This is a genomic window from Flavobacterium potami, assembly GCF_020026915.1.
In the GTDB taxonomy this organism is placed as follows: Bacteria; Bacteroidota; Bacteroidia; order Flavobacteriales; family Flavobacteriaceae; genus Flavobacterium; species Flavobacterium potami.
Genome location: NZ_JAINUY010000001.1, coordinates 1,264,840 through 1,284,755, shown reverse-complemented (window position 1 = coordinate 1,284,755; position 19,916 = coordinate 1,264,840). Strand labels below are relative to the sequence as shown.

Genomic DNA, 19,916 nt, shown 5'->3' with positions numbered 1-19,916 from the left:
CAAGGTTTTGAAAACCTTGCAGGAATGCGGATTAATAAAATAACCAATCCACCGCTGCTTTTTCTCCTGCATCAATATATCCAACATCACGTGGTGTAATGTTTTGATCAGCATCGATGAAACCTAAAATCAATACTTTTCCTTTTCCTAAATCTAATTTATTTTCTCCTGGTTGGAAAGTATACGTATGAATGTTTACACGTGGTAAATCTTTCAAGTTCATCGCACTTGCCAGAATTACTTCGGCTTGACCGTGAGCATTTCCCGCCGCATCTGTTTCTAAACTTGGAGGCAATAAAAATCTCTTTTGATCTGAATTGAAATATCCAACTACCAATTTAACCGATTTTGTATTTCTAAACTTCAAGTGTGTTCCTTTTTCATTTTGATCGTTTTCTACAAACGAATATCCTCTTAGGTTTTGAAGTTCAGGAGCTATTTTTGTTAATTCAGAAATATCTGTTCCGTAGACTTTTGTTCCAGTTTTTACTAAATAAGTTCCCGGTTTTTCATCGATGAAAGTTACTTCTGCCGTTTTCCAAGGTTTTCCTTCTTTGCTTTCTACTTTTCCGTCTTTTGAAGATTTTAGTTTCTCAAGATTTCTTTTAAAATTAGCCAATTCACGCTCGTAATGAGGCAATAATTCAGCCCAAGTTTTGTTGTTTCCATCGTCTCCTCCAATCGGAATTCTACGTTGTGCAGTCTGCATACTGTTGGCATAGTAATAAGTATCTTTTGTCAACTTTACCAATAATTCGTAATGCTCCAAGCTTTTTTCCAAATGAGGCATTGCTTTGTCTAAATCGGCAATATCATTTGAATAACTGTATCTTAAAACCAACAACGCTGCTTTTACTTTTTCTGAAAAGAAATCGGCGAAAGCTTTGTACGCATGCATATCATTTTTAAGACGTGCAAATTCTTCTTTGTCTTTCGTTACACTAGCTTCTGCTTTGTCTATCGCTTCAACAGCCAATCTTCCGTGTTCTGTAATTTCAGCAATAATCTGCGTTGGAAGTTCGCCAGAATGTGGCTCTTTGTTCCATTCTTTTTTAGCGTATTCTAAAAGCAATTCGCCCGCTGGTCCGCAAGATTCGTGGAAACCTGGATATACTCTCCATTTCGACGGATTCACCAATTGGCTTTCGAACATTCCTAACAATAAGGTTTGTCTGTTTCCTTCTGTGATTCCGAAACGTCTTAACGTTTTTGGAGCAATTTCTCCTGTTTCTTCGTATGCTTTTAAAATATTATTTGCTGCTTCTTGGCTTGTTCCAAATTTCGCTGCTAAATCTTTATCCCAATATTTAACTTCTTCGTTTCTGTCTCTTTTGCTATCCCAAGCATATCTTGCCCAAGCTTTGTACCAAATCCAATCGCGATCCATTTCTAGTAAACGCTCACCCGATTTTGTTTTATCAGCAGAATATGGCCAATCCCAATAAGAAGCTTGCGGATATAAGTGTAATGCATTAGCTCCGTGCACACTGTGCATTGCTTTTACTGTTTTTTGAATAAAATCTGGAGAACCATATCTAAAAGGTTCTAAGTTTGCCAAAATGTGAACATTCTCAATATGAATTGATTTCAAAGCGCTCAATTGTTTGTGCGTTTCTCCCCAAGGTCCGCCCGGCGTATAAGTCGTTAAAGACTCTCCTGTATATTTACTTTCTGTATATAAATTTTTGTATAACGGAAGTGATTTCTCCATCACCAAAGGTCCGTCTGTATCATGAGAACGTAAAATAATCGGCGGTTCTTCTGTTTTTCCTAATGCTTGCAAACCATCACGAACACCCGGAATAATCGTTTTGGTAAACCATTCTACGTCATCATCAACCGTATTGATTGCTTCTCCCAAACAAACCATTAAACCAACATTTGGATATTTTTCGATGAAAGCCGCAATAGATTTTCTAGTATAATCAGACAATAAAGGCGTGATTGGTCTTGAGCGATCTTGTGTTTTAATATTAAAATGCTCTGCAAAAGGCTTAGAAACAATAATATTGTAGAACATCTGAATAACCCAAATCCCTCTTTTGTTAGCTTCAACGGTTAGGAATTTATAGATTTCTTCGTTCTTTTTGAAGTCTTCGTCGCTCACTTCTACTGCAAACGGATATTCTTTCAATTTTACTAAAGAAGCAAACGGATGTCCGTTCCATAAATACAAAGAGTTCATGCGGTTGTCTACCAGCATGTCTAAATATTTTATCCAAAGTGCTTTATCGTAAAACCAAGGAAAAGTTTCTGGCGTATAAGGATATTCGTAAACATCACGGCCCGGAAGATAAACCGGTTTCTGCATTCCAATACAAGCTCCACGAAGAACCATTTCCGGACTATCTTCAATGTTGATTTCTGAAGGAAGATGACCTGAACTTTTAATTCTGTCTACCAATTCCATTGCGCCATACAAAGTACCGCTCGCATCTGTTCCCTCAATGAAAATGATATTTTTTTGAGTGCGAATTAAGAAACCTTCTTTCTTCGTTAATTTACTATCGTCGATTTTAGCGCTTTTTGCATTCTTTTTCCAAAAGTCAGTTCCTTTTTCTCCAATAACAATTACTTTATCTTTTGAACTTTTTAATTTATCGGCAGAAGCAACTGTAAAACCTTTTGCTGAAAGCGTTTCTGATAATTTCTCTGCTCCAAATTTTGCTCTTGGCGAAGTCGCATCACTAACAATAGTAATGTTTTGCGCTGTCGCGAAAGAGACGAAAAGACATAAAAAAAGTAATTGTAAATATTTCATAGTATGCTGTTTTTGGGTATTCTATTTAAAATAATCTGCTTAATCTGCTAGATCTGCGGGAAAAAATAAACTCTCGCAGATCTAGCAGATTCGGCAGATTTGTAGTGATAATTTGTTTAGTTTAACGATTACATATTGATCACTGTATTTTTATTTAATTTTGAAAAATTTTCTTCAAATAAGCTACGTTTGCTCCGTAATTGGCTTTTACATTATGAACTTGTGTCGCGTCTCTCGAACGCTCTACAATCAGCCATCCGCTCCATTTCATTTCGTCCAAAGTTTGTTTAATTTTTGGCATATCAATCGCTGGGTCATTTTCTAACCAAAACTGATCGGTATTTGAAGCGTGAATCTGCACTACATATTTTCCTAAAATCTTTAACTCAGAAGAAATATCTCTTTTATTGTCTAAAGCATTCGCAAAGTTGAAAGAGCTTTTAATGTATTTCGAACCTACTTCATCTAACAGTTTTTTCTCTTCTGTCGCATCCAAAGAAGTTTCAATCGCAATTACACCACCAATTTTCCCTACTTCTTTTCCTGCCCATTGTAATCTCTTAATTACTTCTGGACGTAATTCTGGATTTTTAACTAAATCGGTTTGTGTTCCTAAAGGTAAATACGCCACTTTAACTTTCATGTTTTTCATTGCTTGAACACAATCGTTAATCATTGGCGTGATTTCTCTTGTTGCAAATGATTGTGCGTAAAATCCAGACATAGCAATGGAACTGATTCCAACTCCTGTTTCTTTCGATTTATCTAAGAATTTTTGTCTTTCTACAGGATCGCCCAATTTGCTGTCAAAAGTTGGTCGATTTCCTAAACCTCCCATGTCTAGTTCGATTCCGTCAGCCTTTATTTCTGCTGCTAAACCAAAAGCATTTAATTTTTGTCTTTTTAAAATCATCCAATCACAAACCGCCACTTTATATTTTTGCTTTTTGTTTGAAGACTGAGCCGTTGCACAGCTGTTGAATGTTGTTGACATCGCAACAAATAATACAACAATTAAGTTTTTATTTAGCTTCATGTTATATGAATTTACCATTAAGATATTAAGAAAATTAAGCTTCAGTATTTTTACTATTTTTATTCTTAGAAAACTTAAGAGAATTAAGCTTAATGTTCTTTTTAAAGAAAAAGCATAATAAGCACAACAACTTAATTTTCTTAATGCCTTAATGGTTCAATTAATTTTACTCTTCTTCCGCTTTTACTGCTGTTACCACTTTTCCTTCTTCACCTGGCCAAACACCATTTTTGATTGGAAGTGCCACTAATTTACTTGGATCAACTTTTACATATTTCAGTTTTTCTCTTCTCCAAGTGTAAACGATATGCACCATTCCGTCTGAACCTTGAATCATGGAAGGATAAGAATACTGACTGATTTTTGAATCTTCTAAAACCAAAGCTGCATTCCAGTGAATTCCGTCTTTAGAAACCGAAACATTCAAAGGTGTTCTTGGTCCTTTAGCTTCTTTTCCCGGAGGAAGAACGTGGTTGTAAACCAATAAATGTCTTCCATCTTTAAGTGTTACAGCATCTGTGCCAGAATTGTTATTTGGAAGTCCGATTAACTCAACATCCGACCACGTTTTTCCGTTGTCTTTTGAGAAAGTGCTGAAAATTGCTCTGTTTCGAGTTCTTCCTATTGCTTGAATGCTTCCGTCTTTGTGGAATAAAATACTTGGCTGAATCGCATTGATTTTTTGTTTTCCTCTTGAAAGCGTATCGCCCATTACCCAAGTTTTTCCGAAATCTGGAGTAGATTCCATGCGAAGTCTCCAGCCGTCGCCTTCGATACTTGACGGACATAATAAAGTTCCGTTACTTAATAAAACAGGTTTATTTTTGATTGGTCCTAAGAAACCATCAGGCATTTTTTGAGCTTCAGACCATGTTTTTCCGCCATCAGATGAAGTTCTGATTACGCCCCACCATTCCGATGGTTTTGGTCCAATTTTGTAAAAAAGCATTAAATCGCCACCTGGAATTTGATATAAAACAGGATTCCAAGTTGGTAATCTTGGTCCTTCTTTCATGACACCGTCAGCTACTTTTACGCCTTCATTCCAAGTATCGCTTCCTTTTGGTTTAATGGCAACGTAAATACATACGTCAGGATTTCTTTCGTGAGTTCCTCCAAACCAAGAAGCAACTAAATCACCATTTGTAGCTTCGACAATTGTAATGGCGTGGCAAGACGGATAAGGCGCTTTATCGTAAACAAATTGGTCTACGAGAATTCCTTCTTTCCAAGTCTTTTTTTCTAAAGCCGACTTACAACTTCCTAAAAGGAAAAGTCCAAACAAGACAAATGCTAATTTTGTTATCTTCATTCTTAATTGTATTATGAATTATTTTTTCCGACTATAAATATATACCTAACATTTTTTTAGGTAAAAATATTTATTAAGTGTAAAAATAACACTAAAAAATTAACAATGTATCCTGTACTGTCCCGAAATACTAAAAATGCATCTTATTTAACGTTTACCGCATAATTTCCTGACGAAAGTGTAACGATAACCTGATTTTTATCCGTAGAATAAGCGAAAGAAGTCTTATCCAGCTTCTGTTTATTGATTGAAACAGCTGAAACATCACTTGCCGGAAGATACACAACAGCAGAACTATTTGCCGGAATGGTAATATTCCAAACTAAAGCTTTTTTGTCTTTCTTCCAGTCGCTTTTTATTGTTCCATAAACCGATTCGTAAGAAGCATTTACATAAGTCAATCCCGCATTGAAATCTGGTTTCATAATAATTTGTTTGAAGCCCGGAGTTTCAGGATTACTTTTAATTCCTGCCATATTTTCGTAATACCAAATCAGTAAATCCCCTAGAAGCATCACGTGGTTTTGTGAGTTCATTGCTGGATCTGCGGTATTTCCGTTCCAAAGTTCCCAAATCGTGGTTGCACCGTTTTCAACCATATATCCCCAACTTGGATAGGTTTTATTTGATGCTAATTTGAAAGCCAAATCACCTCGACCGTAATCAGTTAAAGTTCGCATTAAAAACTGTGTTCCAATAACTCCCGTACTTACGTGTCCGTTTTTAGTCACTTCAACTTCATGCGCTAAATTTTCGAATATTTTGGTTTGAAGTCCATCTGGAACCATTCCGAAAGTTAGAGGCAATAAATTTGCTGTTACGGTATTATTGGCGTAACTGTTTTTGTCTTTATTCAGATATTTAGCGTTGAATGCTTTTTTGATTCTTGAAGCCAAATCATCATAATGTTGAATATCATTTTTTGAATTTGCAATCACAGCAAATTTCTTCATGATATTCAAAAGTTGATAATAAAAAGCACTAGAAATCAATTCGCCATCGGTTAAACGAGCTGGATCTTTTGAACGAATTAATTCTAAAGATTCTGGCGGAACGCACCAATCTCCGTATTTATCTTTTGTCATTAAATCATCAACCAAATAATTTTCTTCCATGTAATCCATCCATTTTTTCATGTACGGATATTGTTTTTCGACCACTTTTGCATCACCAAATTGCTGATACAACATATCGGCAACTGTAATGTATGTTCCTGGCCAAGTGACATTATCTCCGTAATAACGCCAGAAAGCTGGTGCCACATCTGGAAGTCCGCCATCAATCGTTTGTGAGTTTTTAATATCGTCTAACCATTTTGCGTATAAAGTATTATTATCGAACAAAAAACTTTCGCCATAAGCGCCCGTTGTTCTGTCTCCCAACCAAGGCTGACGCTCGTTTCTCTGCGGACAATCGATTGGCATTCCTTTATAATTTCCACTGATTCCCCACCAAGCATTCTTAAAAATCTGATTCATTATTGGATTTGAAGAATCGAAAGTTCCTGTGGTTTGGATATCATCATAAACTACTTTTCCAACAAAATTTTCTAGAGTTGGTTTTGTCGTAAAACCTGAAATTTCAACAAATCTAAATCCGTGGAAAATAAAACGAGGTTCCCAAACTTCTTCTCCTTCACCTTTTAAAGTATAAATATCAGTAGTTTTTGCATCACGCAAATTCGCAATATACAACGAACCATCTGGTTGAAGTGATTCCGCAAATTTCATCGTGATTTTATCGCCTTTATTTCCTTTGACTTTCAATTGCAACCAGCCCACCATATTTTGTCCCATATCTAAGATATAAGTTCCTTTTGGCGTTTGTTTTATCGAAATAGGTTTCACTTCACGCTTCACTTTCATATTAGCCGACATCTGTCCTTCGTAGAATCCGCCCGGTTCTTGAACATATTCAGCAGAAAGCCATTTTTTATCATCAAAATTAACGGTATTCCAGCCTTTCATTTCTTTACGGGCATCATACTCTTCTCCGTCGTATTCGTTGTTGGCTAAAATTGGTCCGTCAGTCGTAATTTTCCAAGTGTCATCTGTTCTGATAACGTCTTTGCTTCCATCAGTATATTCTACAAACAACTGCAAAGCCATTTTTGGATAACCAAAAGTTTTAATTTTATAGGGTTTATAATCCTGACGCATCGTAAAAAAACGTCCGTTTCCTAAAATCGTTCCCAACATGTTTTTACCTTCTTGCAACTTCGAAGTCACATCAAAAACATTGTATTTTACATTCTTCGTATAATCAGTTGGAACAGGAGCTAAAACCTGATCTCCAATTTTATTTCCATTAATGTACAACTCATACAATCCCATTCCGATAATAAAAACCTTAGCATTTTTGACTTTCTTTTTTAGATTGATTTCTTTTCGAAGATAACGTGCTGACAATCTAGAATACTGCGAAATACTATCACCTGGAGACGTTTTTTCATAACCAATCCATCGCGTTGATTTCCAATCCGCATAAGTCAAAATCCCTATGCTGAAATGTGCATTTTCTTTGGATTGAATTTCTCCTTTATTCGTAAAAACAGTTACTTTCCAGAAAACATCTTGACGGTCTTTGAGCTTTTTCCCTTTATAAATTACATTTACAGAAGCGTCGCTTTGTACTTTTCCGCTGTCCCATAAATCACCATTTCCGGCATTTAATTTTTCTAAACTAGAAGAAGCAATAATTTGATAAGCCGTTTGTTTTACATCGTTTACCTCCGCTTTTATTTTCCAGCTCAATCTTGGCTGTAAAACGTCAATTCCTTCGGGATTGGTAAGCATTTCGCATTTTAAATCATTCACACTGATTTTATTTTGGGCTTTCGCCGAAATGGTGAAAAGTGAAATGATTAAGGTAAGATGTAAAAAAAACTTTTTCATGATATTATTTTATTGTCTTTGCGATGATTTTTAGTTCACGCAGATTAGGCAGATTTAAGCTGATGCACGCAGATTTTATTTTTTTGATATGAAACAAGATTAAGGATAAAAAATCCATTTTTAATCTGCTTAAATCTGTTTAAAATCTGCGTGAAACAATTAGATAAAACATTTCGATTTACTCCGAAATCACTCGCTCCAATTTCTCAGAAAACGCAATTTCTTTTCCGTTTTTGAAAACTCTAAAACCTTTTCCTTTTTTATATTTTTCTCCCGTTTTATCCCAAAGAATGGTGATAATATTGCCATGATATAGAACATTATCCAAACAAAACCAATCCCATTTTTCTTGCGGAATCAACGGATTGACTTCAATTTTTTCATCAGCTCTCGGTCTTAAACCAACCAATCCCGTAATCATTAAATCGTTGAAAGTCGAGTGATTGTAATAACGGCTTCTTTCTCTGTCGCCCATTAACCAATAGCCAGTCGTTTCGTCCAAATATTCGCCAAGATAAGGTTTTCCTCTATAATATTGCGACTGAACATACAATTCCATTTGTTTGAAATAATCTGGTTTTCCAACAAAATTTTGACTGTAATCGTTTAGAACATTCGCCATTGCGGTCAAAGTCTGTGAACTTGCAAAAGGCCAAATTGCCCCGTCCCACTCACAAGTTCCAGTCCCATGAGTTCTAAAACGCGGACTTCTTCTTTCTGCTGTTGTTAAACCGAACGGAGCCGAAAATCCTTTTTCATCTTTTATTTGTTCCCAAGCTTTTTCAAATCCTTTTCCTTTTTCTGGAAGATTAAAATACCACGGAATAAATCCGATTGCCTCGCGAACTTGCGCCAGTGTATCTTTTTGTGTCAAAGTTTCAAAGAATTCACTTTTTGGATTCCACAATTTCGTTTCTACTAATTGCTTCAAATCATCCGCTTTAGCTTTAAATTTTGCTTCTACTTCTTTATCGCCTTTCATTGCAGCCATTTTCGAAATCGCTACAGCATTTCCGTACATATAACTGTTAATCGTTGGTCTTGCATTTTGTACTTTTCTTCCGCCGCTTAAAGATTCTTCCATTCCATCTTTTACATCATGTTGCCAAAACAAACCGTCTTTACGCTGACGATCTTTTTCCCAAACGGCATAATCTGTAACCATATCTGGATATAAATCCAATAAGAACTTTTCGTCCTTATTCACCAAATAACGATTGTACAAGGCATCAGCTGTCCAACTGCTGAATTTATACAATTTGTTCATCGGTTTTCCATCATTGCCTCGGTACCAAAGCTTTACATCTTGCTCAATGTATTTTGGATCATGAACCCATCTGAATTCATTAATATGATGTCCCAAAGCACAACTGATCATATTATATTTGTCGGCATACGAACGATCGACTAAAAATTCTGTAATAGCAAATCCTTGCGGTGTGTTTTTGATGTGTTTGCGAACACTCCACCATCTGAAATAATAGATTTCTTCAAAATTTTGCTGCGGACATTCAAACAACGGAATATTCTTTTCCATCCAAGCCCAAGCACTGTCATTCGGAATGGCAAATTTTAAATTTTCATCTTCCATCGTGTTGAAATAATCAACATAATGTTTAAAATCTTTTTCTTTCAAAATAGCCGATTTTCCTAATTGCGAAGATCCTGTACCAGATTTGCAACTGCTGTTTAAACAAGCAATTATGATGGAAAGGGCTATTATTTTATGTTTGAAATTTGTCAACATTTACAATTCAATCTTTAAAAGTTAAACCATATAAGTAATATAAGTTCAGTTAAACATTTCTTTATATTTTCTTATATCACTTATATGGTTTTAAAATATTTTTAATTTCCCGTAAAAGTATACGTCTGTCCTGCTTTCATATTCACATCGTAAATATTATAATTCGGAAGTTTTACTTTTTCCAGTTTTGCTTCACTTGAAATAATTGGTTTCTTCACTTCAACATCATAAAACAAAGGATTTGAGTTTTTACCTTTTGCTTTTTTGATAGAAGAACCACTCAAACTATTCTCAACTTTTAAGCGACAGTTTCCACCAATTTTCGAATATATTTTTAAAGTCGAAACTTTATTGTTTTTCCAAGTCATATCGATTACAAAACCGCCTCTTGCTACTAAACCTTTTATGCTTCCGTCTTTCCAAACCGTTGGTAAAGCAGGCAATAATTGAATCGCTCCCTCCTGACTCTGCATCAACATTTCAGCAAAACCTGCTGTGCAACCAAAATTTCCATCGATTTGAAAAGGCTGATGCGCATCTAACATATTCGGATACGTTCCTCCTCCTTTTCTTTGGTCGGCCGTTACCAAATGCAATTGGTCTTGAATCAATTTATAAGCGTGATTTCCATCTAATAATCTTGCCCATAAATTTACTTTCCAACCCATTGACCATCCTGTAGATTCGTCTGTTCTGTAAATTAAAGATTGTTTAGCCGCTTCAAATAATTCTGGTGTTTTTATTGGCGAAATCTGATTACTTGGATACAATCCGTACAAATGCGAAACGTGTCTGTGATTGTCTTTTGGATTATCCCAATCGTCCTGCCATTCTTGTAACTGATTGTGTTTTCCAATTTTCATTGGTGGCATTTTTGCCAAAGCATCACTAACTTTTTTCACATAAGCAGCATCTGGTGAAACCAATGCAGAAGCTTCCATAACATGCGTAAACAAATCAAAAACCAATTGATTGTCCATTGTTGTACCTGATGCAATTGTTGCTTTTCCTGTTCCGCCAGCATGTGTGTTTTCTGGAGAACTTGAAGGAACGACAACTAAATATCCTGTATTTGGATCTACAATCATGAAATCCAAAAAGAAATCGGCAGCACCTTTCATGATTGGATAAATTTCTGCCAAATATTTTTTATCTCCAGTATATAAATATCTTTCCCATAAATCTTGGCAAACCCAAGCACCGCCCGTTGGCCACATTCCCGAAGCAGCTGAATCTACTGGAGCGGTTACTCGCCAAATGTCAGTATTGTGATGCAAAACCCATCCGCTGGCATTGTACATCATTCTAGCCGTTTCTGCTCCTGTAACACTTAACTCTTTTGCCATTTGAACAAACGGTTCGTGCATTTCTTGAAGATTAGTTACTTGCGCTGGCCAATAATTCATTTCAGCATTGATGTTTGTGGTGTATTTACTATCCCAAGGCGGTGTAACCATATCGTTCCAAATTCCTTGTAAATTCGCTGGCTGTCCGCCTGGCTGAGAACTTGAAATTAAAAGATAACGTCCAAACTGGAAATATAAAGCGGCCAATTGCGGATCGAATTGTTTAGAGAAATCTTTAATTCTTTCGTTTGTTGGTTTCTTAACTAAATCATTCGAACCTAAATCTAAAGAAACTCTGTTGAAGAATTTTTGGTAATAATCAACGTGCACTTTTTTGATTTCGTCGAAACTTTTTGGTAATGCCTGATCTAAAAATGATTTGCTTTTCGCAATTTCATCTCCAGAAATATCTTGGTAGTTTTTAAAATTAGTTGCAATCGAAATGTACAAAACAACTTCATCAGCTTTGTTAATACTTAAAACACCATTGCTGGCATCAATTTCTCCACCTTTATTTTTAGCCGTAAGTCTTCCTTGAAATTTTACTTTTCCTTTTACGCCTTCAAAGTTAGTTCCAACTCCAGAAAGTATAATTTGGTTTCCTTCTGTCGAAGCCACGGTTTTGTCAATTGGACTGTTCATAAAAACATTACAAGTAATCTGACCTGGTTTACTTGCAGAAAGCTTCACTACAATGACCTGATCTGAAAATGCGGTTAAAATTTCTCTTGTAAATTCAACGCCATTTACTTTGTACTTTACTTTAGCCGTAGCATTGCTGATGTCTAAATCTCTATAATAATCCGTATATTTTTGATGTCCATTGAATGAAATATAAACGCTTCCGAAAGTCTGATACGGCATTCCGTCATTGGTTTGCGACATAATATCTCTCGTAGCCAAATCTTGTGCTTCGTCAAATTTTCCGTCAAAAATAAGCTGTCTTACTTTTGGCAAAGCCTCGATAGATTTGTTATGTGCATTGCTGTTTGGAGAACCCGCCCAAATAGTTTCTTCGTTCAATTGCAAACGCTCTACTGCTGGATCACCAAAAACCATGGCGCCCAAACGTCCGTTACCTAATGGTAAAGCTTCGTTCCAGATGGCTGCTGGTTTATCGTACCATAATTTTAAGTCGTTTTGTGCTGTTGCAGCAAACGAAAAAATTCCAAAACAGATTGCTGTGATTTTAAATTTTAACTTCATAAATATGTTTTTCTTTTTGCCACGAATTACACGAATTAGCACTAATTTCTTTTTTTATTTTTAGCCACTAATTAAAGAATTCTCACTGATTAAAATCTGTTTGATCTGCTAAATCTGTGGGAAAACAAATAATTCGTGCGAATTAGTGAAATTCGCGGCAACTATCTTTATTTCTTAACCTCGTAAACTTTCAGATTTTTTTCTCCGAACATTTCATATAATTTGTTGATGTCTTTTAGAGCATTTTTCGGTAGTTTTTCTCCTTTATCTCCAAAAACAAAAAGCTTTTCTTTTGGTTCAATCACACAGGTTGATTCGTCGATTTCGCCTTTGTCGTTCTTTACTTTATTCAAATCTAAATCTAAATATTTCGCCATAAATGGATACAAAGCCATACGTTTCGAGATTCCGAAATCGTGTCCTTCTTTTGCAAAATGAGCATTTTCAACTAAATCTTTCTTGCCGTATAATTCATAAGTTCTTTGAATGAACGGAAATTCCAATTCAGGAACTGCCAATGTCCAATCTTTTCCATCAGAAACAATCAATTGCGGTTTTGGAGCCATCATTGCTGAAATTTCAGCATTGTTAGTTCCGTTTCCGCATAAATGGATTCCGCGTCCGCTTTCGCATGGGCATCCGCCTGAAAAGTGAGACGAAACCATTACAACTGGAGCCGAAACTTTTACTCTGTCATCAATCGCTGCTAAAAACATCGTGTGCGATCCTCCGCCAGAACCTCCTGTAACACCAACTCTTGTCATATCAGCATTTTTAACTGTAGCCAGATAATCCAAGAAACGAATTCCTGTCAATACCTGAACTGTTGATGCGATGCTGTTTCTATGCGTTTCTTCAGGAAATTGCAATAACGATTCTCCCCAAGCAAATAAATCATAACCCACAACAATTGCTCCCATTTTAGCCATCATCGCACATCTGTACTGCTCGTCTTTTCTGTATCTACCGTCGCCAAAATGTCCGTCCGGAGTTAGAATAACAGCTGCTTTTTTATTTAGCGGATACGGTTTATAAATCGAACCCGTCGCGTAAACCCCTGGTAAAATTTCCAAAGCTATATTTTCAACACTATAATCTTTGTAAATTCTCTTTGGAGTTAAAAGTGGTTTAGACTTAGGTGTAGGGGGCGCCTTATCCAAACCAAATGATGTAATCATACAAGCTTTTAACTCCGTTTTGCGTTTTTCCCATTCTTCTTTAGTCGAATAAAGGCTTTCTAAATAAAACAAACGTTCTTTTCCTTTATCGACTGAAACTTTATGGTTTTCATATTTACGAATGATATACGTTCCATCCGGCTGTTTGAAATACATCAATTCGAATGGAGCCAAAATATTGGTCAACGAAAGCGGCAGATTTCCTGGTTCAATTCTCCAATCGGCATAATCCAGTTCTTTTCCTTTTAATAAACCTCTGTCATCATTGATTGTTACTTTAAAAAGCGTTTCAATTTTCTTTAAAGTTTCTGATACTGGTTTTCTAAAATTGGTATCAGAAGTACTTTGTGCATTAGCAAATGTCAAAGCAAAAATGGAAACTAAGATGATGTATTTTAAATTTTTCATTATTAAATGTTTTTTGAATTGCCTCCAGTTTTAACTGGAGGAAAACAAATTGATTTTCAAAAATTGGCTTTAGCCGAACTTACTCATTTGGCTAAAGCCTTTGACTTGCTTTATTTTCTGACCTCCAGTTAAAACTGGAGGCAATTGATTTTTATCTTTTTTACTGCAGAAAAGTGACTTTACATTTTTACAAATCACATTTCACATTTTACAAGCTGCATTCTATTGTATAAGTTCCTGAACCCAATTCTAAAACCGGTTTTTTATCTTTTTCATTAAAACCTGCTCTAACCTTTTTATCATCAATTTTTATTTCAGAATCTTTAGAAACAGGCAATTTTATTGTCGCTGTCGTATTCACAGGAATTTGAACATTTAAGATAAACTTGCCGTCTTTTTTCTCCCAAGAAGAAGCAATTTTTCCGTAAACCGATTGATAATCCGCTTTCGCGAAAGTCATATCGCCAACTACTTCCGGCTGAATAAAGAAATGTTTGAATCCCGGTTTTTCAAGATCAGACATAATTCCGGCTAAACTTTGGTAAAACCATTCTTCAATTTGTCCTAACATAAAGTGATTCCATGAATTTCCTTTTCTCGGATCCCATTGTTCGGTTAAAGTGGTCAAACCAAATTTAATCTGAAAACCATAACCCGGCGCATCATAATGATTGTGCATTCTGTACATCGTTTCGTTTTCTCCATTTCTTGCCAAAGTCTGGAATAAATAGCGATTTCCAACATCACCCGTTGTCAAACGATCTCCTTTTTCCTTGATGTCAGCTAATAAATTTTGCATTACCGCTTCTTTGTACTGCGGTTCTACGATATTCATAAAAACTGGAACCGAATTACTAAACTGACTGTTCGTTCCGTATTGTTTCGTTTCTGGATTAAAAAACTCCTTGTTGAAAGCTATTTTAATTTCAGAAGCCAATGTTTCGTATTTTTCAAAATCCTCGGTCTTGCCTAGTAACTTTGCAGCTTTAGCTGTCAAATAAGCTCCGTAATAGTAATGTGAAGTCGCAGAAAGCGCAATCGGACTGTTTTTTGAATATCCAGCTGCATGGGTTCCGTAATCGTACCAATCGCCTAATCCGTGAGAAACGATGTGGTTTGTAGATTTTGTTTCCAAATAATCTACATACTTTTTCATTATTGGAAAATATTTCTCTAATAAAGAAGCGTCTCCATAATATTCGTAATACATCAAAGGCAGAATCACTCCTGTAACGCCCCATTCTGGAGAATCGGTAAAATCGCCGCCAAAAATCACATATTCTGGGACAATCGTTGGAATTAAACCGTTGTCTCTTTGCGAATCAGAAATATTTTGCATCGTTGCAGGAAGGAAAGTCTGCAAGTTATAATTGAACATTAAACCTGGACCATTCAACTGAATTTCTTCTAACCATCCTAACTTTTCACGTTGCGGACAATCAGTAAAAACACTTTGGAAATTACTTTTTATTGAGTTGTTAATCAGCTCATGTGTTTTATTGAAAATCTCATTCGAACAGGCAAAACTTCCTGCTTCACCAGCCGAATTGTAAATGAAATTCGATTTTAAATCTACTAAAGTTGGAAGCGCTGCATTCTTAGCATCTTTATAATTAATATTTTCAATTTGAACATATTGATAACCGTAGAAACTGAATTTCGGTGTCCATTCTTCAACTCCATCGCCTTTTAAAGTGTAATCGTAATAATAAGGTTTTCCAGATCTTCCCTGCGCGATGGTGCCTTCTTCATTTAATCCTTCGGCAACCCAAACACGAATTGATTGTCCTCTTTTTCCTTTTACTTTGATCGTTGGAAATCCAGAAAGATTTTGTCCCATATCAAAAACGTAGAAATTCGGTTTAAGCTCTTTTACGGTTTTAACTTCATATTGTTTTTGAATTGTAACTGGTGGTGCAGTCTGCGGTCTTAAAACTCCTTTTGGAGCTTCTTGAATGACTACTTTTTTCCAATCTCTATCTTTGAAACCTTTTTGATTCCAATCCTTTTGTTCTAGGTTCGAATTGTAATCTTCTCCACCAAAAATACTATTATAAGTAATCGGACTTTTGCTGTATTTCCAAGTTCCATCTGACTTTACAACTTCTTCTGAGCCATCATTATATTTGATTTTCATTTTGAAGAATAAAGTCGGAGGACCAAAACTCACGAAGAATTTGGTATATCTTTCAGCCAAAGTATTGTACATTCCATTTCCTAACAGAACGCCAATTACGTTATCGCCTTTTTGAAAATCTTTGGCGCTTAATTCATAAACATTGTAATTAACCGTTTTATCATAATCTGTCCACAGTGGTGCAAATTGGCTGTTCCCTACTTTTTTTCCGTTGATCGTTAATTCGTAATGTCCTAAACCTGAAATATAAACAACTGCTTCTTTAACTGCTTTTTCTACTTCGAAAGGTTTACGAAGCATGATACTTCTTCGTGCCAACGAATCGGAAGCATTAATAAAAGAGTTCTTTTTTTCTCTATTGAAAGTCGCTGTATGATACGTTCTTCCTTCTGGTAAATGACTATCTGCTTTTGTAATCGCTCCAATCCAAGTTGGATTTAAATCTGATTCTAACGGAACGGTTCTGAAAGAAGCATTTCTACTCCATTTTGAAACTTTTCCATCTTGATTCCAAACTTTAACTTTCCAAAAATATTTGGTTTCGTTTTTTAATGGTTTTCCGCTATAAACAATATGCAGATTTTTATCGGTATTTACTCTTCCGCTGTTCCAGATATCGCCGTCGTCCATTTTTAGTTTTTCTTCCGAAGAAGCTACTAAAATCAAATAAGCGACTTGCGATGCATCAGATTCTTTTGAAACTAATTGCCAGCTTAATTTTGGTTGATTCTCTACAACTGCTAATGGGTTTTCAGCCATTTCTGTTGTTAAGCGTACAGGCAAGATTTGTCCATTCGAAAGGAAAAAGCAAAAAGCAAAAATGAAGGATAATATGGATTTTGAAATATTCACTTTATAAATTTTTAATTGAACCATTAAGTAATTAAGTAAATTAAGCTCACTAGATGTAAACTTTGTCTTAAGTTCATTAAGCATTCAGTTACGTTGATTTTTCATTCTCTAACTTTATGCTCTCAAGATAAGTCTAATTAAACATCCAGCTTAATTTTCTTAATCTCTTAATGGTAAAAATCATTATAATTTTTTAGTTACCAAAGATTCGATATTGAATACTGCCTCTGAAATTTGTTTTCCGGTTTGAGGCAAGTCATCGTAATCGTCTGTGTCTGGTGCTGTGTCTGGATTTGGCGAATATCTTTGTTCTCCTGTGCGGAACATAATTCTTTCAAAACCATCTGTCGGAGCGTAAAATATCTTTGTTGATTCTTTTCCGTCGTTTACTTTTATAGTGTATTGACGGTTTTTAGCATCTAATTTAACTGTGATTTTGTACGCTTTATTTGCTTCGTATTTTGCAACCGAACTCAAACGAGCGCCGTTTTTTACTTTTAATTCTCCATCAGAATCAAAAATTAATCTTACTGATGGCAAACCTTGTTTATTTTGGAATTCAATCTGCAATAAACCATGATTATTTTGTTCTGGCATTACAGTAAAAACAGCTTCCATTTTTGCTGCGAAAGGAATAACTCTTTCCGCACGAGAATAATCAAAATAATCCTGATCTCTTAACGTCAGCCATTTTTTACCATCGGCTTTCTTTTCGATTTTTGTCGAAGCCCAAGAAAGATCATAGGTATTCCATAATTTCAATTCTTCTCCGTTTGGAAGCGTATTGAAAACATCATTTACATTTTCTGTCACTACCGAAGTTACAGGAACTGGAATCGAAGCCACCCAAATATCTTCTTTATTCATACTGTAACCCACCCAAATTTTTCCGTCTGGCGGAGTTCCGTCACCTTCCGTGATTCCACGCACGTATTGAGGTCCAGCAGATTTGTAGTTTCCACCATAACGCATCGGACTCACTTCTCCATGAACCAATAATAAATCTTTGTAATTCAATCCGTCGTCACTTGTAGAAATTGCCAAAGGCCAACGATATTCTGACGGATTATAAAGCGTTGCATAACGATTATCTGATGTTTTTTGTCCCCAGATTTTAGCATTGCTATTTACAAAACCTGGCGCACGCAACGGCATATAATCCCACGATTTTCCTCCGTCTCTACTGATTGATGTTAAAGCGTGTTTCCATAAACCAACCACATTTCCGTTTGCTAAATGATAATAGCTAAAAGCTTTGTATGGTTTCTGTAACGGAATCAATTCGTCATCACGATCGGCTTCTTCTACCCATTGCTGTAACATTAACGGATTAGATAAAATTTCTTCGCAAGCTTTTTTGAATCCTTTGTCTTTCGAAGCCGTATAAAATGGGAATTTTGATTTCGATTTGTCCCAAGTTTTATTGTATCTAATGAAATAGATTTCACCAAAACTTCCATCTTTTTTGATTTCGCGGATCACACGTCCAATTCCTTTTCCGTCGTTTGGATCGTCTTTTTCATCCATTGCGATTCCGTAATACGCCAAAGCAAAAAGTCGTTTGTCTTTTGACGTATAAAAACCCATTCTTTGGTGCATAATTGCATCCAAATCTTTGGCAACGCCTTCTACGCCTTCTTTTTTCCAACCGTCAGGAATTCTGTAAATTGGAAAAATAACTTCTGGTTTTGTCCACGTTACGCCGTCTTTAGAACTCATAATTAAAGTCTGACTTGGCGGAATGTGTTCTCCCGAAGGATCACTCAAATAATGCAAATAAAATGTATTATTCCAATACGCCATCATCGGTTGATGATTGTACGTCCATCCAAAACCATCTGCTTTTTCTGGATGCTCACGACTTGCACGCATGATTTGTGTAGCGTGAACTCCAACTGCCGGACTTAACATTCCGTGGTGGTAATCGATGTTTGAAAGTGTTTTGCCAACATAACGAACTGTGTCGTTTTGAGCATTTACAGCTGTACCAACCAACAGAATTGTGGCTGTAGTGATGATGTTGGTTTTTATGTTTTGGAAAGTAATCATTCTTTTATTTTTTTAATCCTAATCAAACCCGACAGGTTTTAAAAACCTGTCGGGTTTACGTTGAGAATAATTTTATTTTTTATCAATTAATCCTTTTAAAACTTCGCTTGAAATTGTTGTAATCGTTCCGTGTTTATGTCCTTCTGGAAGACTTATTTTAGATGAAACATCTTCAAAATGAACAAAATCTGAGGTACTCAAAGCTTTATAATTTTTTGAACCGTAATTATCATAATATAACAACCAGTTTTTACCCACTTTCACAACCGTTGGACCTTCTGATAAATATTCGGTTAAAGGTTCTGAACTTTTCTCAAACGGACCTAAAGGCGATTTTCCAAAAGCTACTTTTATGTTTCGCATTGGTCTTGTGTTGTCTTTTAAAACCAAAACATAATCTTTCTTCCCTTTTTTGACAATCACACAGTCAATTACACTGAAACCTGGATCGTAATATAATTTTGTATCCGAAAAAGTTTTGAAATCTTTAGTCGTTACATAATACATTCTGTGGTTGTTTTTCTCTTCTTCCACCCCTTTTGGAAATCGGAACGGAATTGTCGATGCCCAAATAATAATGTATTCCTTTTTTACATCATCATAAAAAATCTCTGGCGCCCAAACGTTTATAACTTCAGGCTCGTTTTTCATTACGGGAATATATTGCTGTTCTGACCAATGCATCAAGTCTTTTGAACTTGCGTAACCGAAACCATTTCCGCCTTTCCAATCAGTTGTCCAAACCATGTGGTACGTTCCGTCGGCTCCTCTGGTAATTGACGGATCACGCATGATTTTACTGGCTCCGATTTCTGGTTTTAAGAATGATCCTTCTAAACCTTTCCAGTTGTAACCATCTTCGCTGTAAGCCAAATATAATCCTTCTGTCGCGGGTTCTCTAAACGATGTGAAAAGATAGAGTTCTTTCTTTTTCTGTGCGTAAGATATCGCAAAAAGTGAAAAGGTTAGTATGATGAATATTTTTTTCAT

General features: G+C 35.8%; 11 protein-coding genes. 1 reads left to right on the top strand and 10 read right to left on the bottom strand.

The genetic code is table 11. From position 1 onward, the window contains the following. Nucleotides 1–31: 31 nt before the first annotated feature. The 7 genes from K6T82_RS05250 to K6T82_RS05220 form a co-directional block, all read right to left on the bottom strand. Nucleotides 32–2,761 (bottom strand): alpha-d-galacturonidase, encoded by a 2,730-nt coding sequence (locus K6T82_RS05250; protein WP_223704872.1) that lies wholly within the window; start codon nucleotides 2,759–2,761, stop codon nucleotides 32–34. Nucleotides 2,762–2,915: 154 nt separating this feature from the next. Beyond that, nucleotides 2,916–3,797, bottom strand: coding sequence for a sugar phosphate isomerase/epimerase family protein (locus K6T82_RS05245; protein ID WP_223704871.1), 882 nt, complete (start codon nucleotides 3,795–3,797; stop codon nucleotides 2,916–2,918). A gap of 166 nt (nucleotides 3,798–3,963) precedes the next feature. Then, on the bottom strand, nucleotides 3,964–5,109 hold the full coding sequence (locus tag K6T82_RS05240) for a sialidase family protein (RefSeq protein ID WP_223704870.1): 1,146 nt from the start codon (nucleotides 5,107–5,109) through the stop codon (nucleotides 3,964–3,966). 143 nt (nucleotides 5,110–5,252) lie between these two features. Next, the gene (locus K6T82_RS05235) at nucleotides 5,253–8,003 is read right to left on the bottom strand and encodes a glycoside hydrolase family 78 protein (protein ID WP_223704869.1); all 2,751 of its coding nucleotides are present in this window, start codon (nucleotides 8,001–8,003) and stop codon (nucleotides 5,253–5,255) included. Nucleotides 8,004–8,181: 178 nt separating this feature from the next. After that, complete coding sequence (locus K6T82_RS05230) at nucleotides 8,182–9,750, bottom strand: MGH1-like glycoside hydrolase domain-containing protein (RefSeq protein WP_223704868.1); 1,569 nt, start codon at nucleotides 9,748–9,750, stop codon at nucleotides 8,182–8,184. A 101-nt stretch (nucleotides 9,751–9,851) separates the two neighbouring features. Beyond that, on the bottom strand, nucleotides 9,852–12,302 hold the full coding sequence (locus K6T82_RS05225) for a glycoside hydrolase family 95 protein (RefSeq protein ID WP_223704867.1): 2,451 nt from the start codon (nucleotides 12,300–12,302) through the stop codon (nucleotides 9,852–9,854). 167 nt (nucleotides 12,303–12,469) lie between these two features. Then, a complete protein-coding gene (locus K6T82_RS05220; protein WP_223704866.1) occupies nucleotides 12,470–13,888 on the bottom strand; it encodes an acetylxylan esterase in 1,419 nt (472 codons plus the stop codon). 6 nt (nucleotides 13,889–13,894) lie between these two features. Here K6T82_RS05220 and K6T82_RS24510 point away from each other — a divergent pair, with 6 nt between their 5' ends. Continuing rightward, nucleotides 13,895–14,020: a hypothetical protein gene (locus K6T82_RS24510; RefSeq protein WP_255596526.1), complete on the top strand. Its 126-nt coding sequence runs from the start codon at nucleotides 13,895–13,897 to the stop codon at nucleotides 14,018–14,020. Between the two features lie 76 nt (nucleotides 14,021–14,096). Here K6T82_RS24510 and K6T82_RS05215 read toward each other — a convergent pair whose 3' ends face one another. The 3 genes from K6T82_RS05215 to K6T82_RS05205 all read right to left on the bottom strand — a co-directional run bounded on the left by K6T82_RS05215 (nucleotide 14,097) and on the right by K6T82_RS05205 (nucleotide 19,916). After that, a complete protein-coding gene (locus K6T82_RS05215) occupies nucleotides 14,097–16,877 on the bottom strand; it encodes a glycoside hydrolase family 78 protein (RefSeq protein WP_476702578.1) in 2,781 nt (926 codons plus the stop codon). A gap of 183 nt (nucleotides 16,878–17,060) precedes the next feature. Then, nucleotides 17,061–18,926 (bottom strand): exo-alpha-sialidase, encoded by a 1,866-nt coding sequence (locus K6T82_RS05210; protein ID WP_223704864.1) that lies wholly within the window; start codon nucleotides 18,924–18,926, stop codon nucleotides 17,061–17,063. A 72-nt stretch (nucleotides 18,927–18,998) separates the two neighbouring features. After that, complete coding sequence (locus K6T82_RS05205) at nucleotides 18,999–19,916, bottom strand: glycoside hydrolase family 43 protein (protein WP_223704863.1); 918 nt, start codon at nucleotides 19,914–19,916, stop codon at nucleotides 18,999–19,001.

Bases quoted from the DNA above. Each gene is read 5' to 3' on its own strand.
- K6T82_RS05250 (WP_223704872.1), bottom strand. From the start codon at position 2,761: ATGAAATATTTACAATTACTTTTTTTATGTCTTTTCGTCTCTTTCGCG.
- K6T82_RS05245 (WP_223704871.1), bottom strand. From the start codon at position 3,797: ATGAAGCTAAATAAAAACTTAATTGTTGTATTATTTGTTGCGATGTCA.
- K6T82_RS05240 (WP_223704870.1), bottom strand. From the start codon at position 5,109: ATGAAGATAACAAAATTAGCATTTGTCTTGTTTGGACTTTTCCTTTTA.
- K6T82_RS05235 (WP_223704869.1), bottom strand. From the start codon at position 8,003: ATGAAAAAGTTTTTTTTACATCTTACCTTAATCATTTCACTTTTCACC.
- K6T82_RS05230 (WP_223704868.1), bottom strand. From the start codon at position 9,750: ATGTTGACAAATTTCAAACATAAAATAATAGCCCTTTCCATCATAATT.
- K6T82_RS05225 (WP_223704867.1), bottom strand. From the start codon at position 12,302: ATGAAGTTAAAATTTAAAATCACAGCAATCTGTTTTGGAATTTTTTCG.
- K6T82_RS05220 (WP_223704866.1), bottom strand. From the start codon at position 13,888: ATGAAAAATTTAAAATACATCATCTTAGTTTCCATTTTTGCTTTGACA.
- K6T82_RS24510 (WP_255596526.1), top strand. From the start codon at position 13,895: ATGTTTTTTGAATTGCCTCCAGTTTTAACTGGAGGAAAACAAATTGAT.
- K6T82_RS05210 (WP_223704864.1), bottom strand. From the start codon at position 18,926: ATGATTACTTTCCAAAACATAAAAACCAACATCATCACTACAGCCACA.
- K6T82_RS05205 (WP_223704863.1), bottom strand. From the start codon at position 19,916: ATGAAAAAAATATTCATCATACTAACCTTTTCACTTTTTGCGATATCT.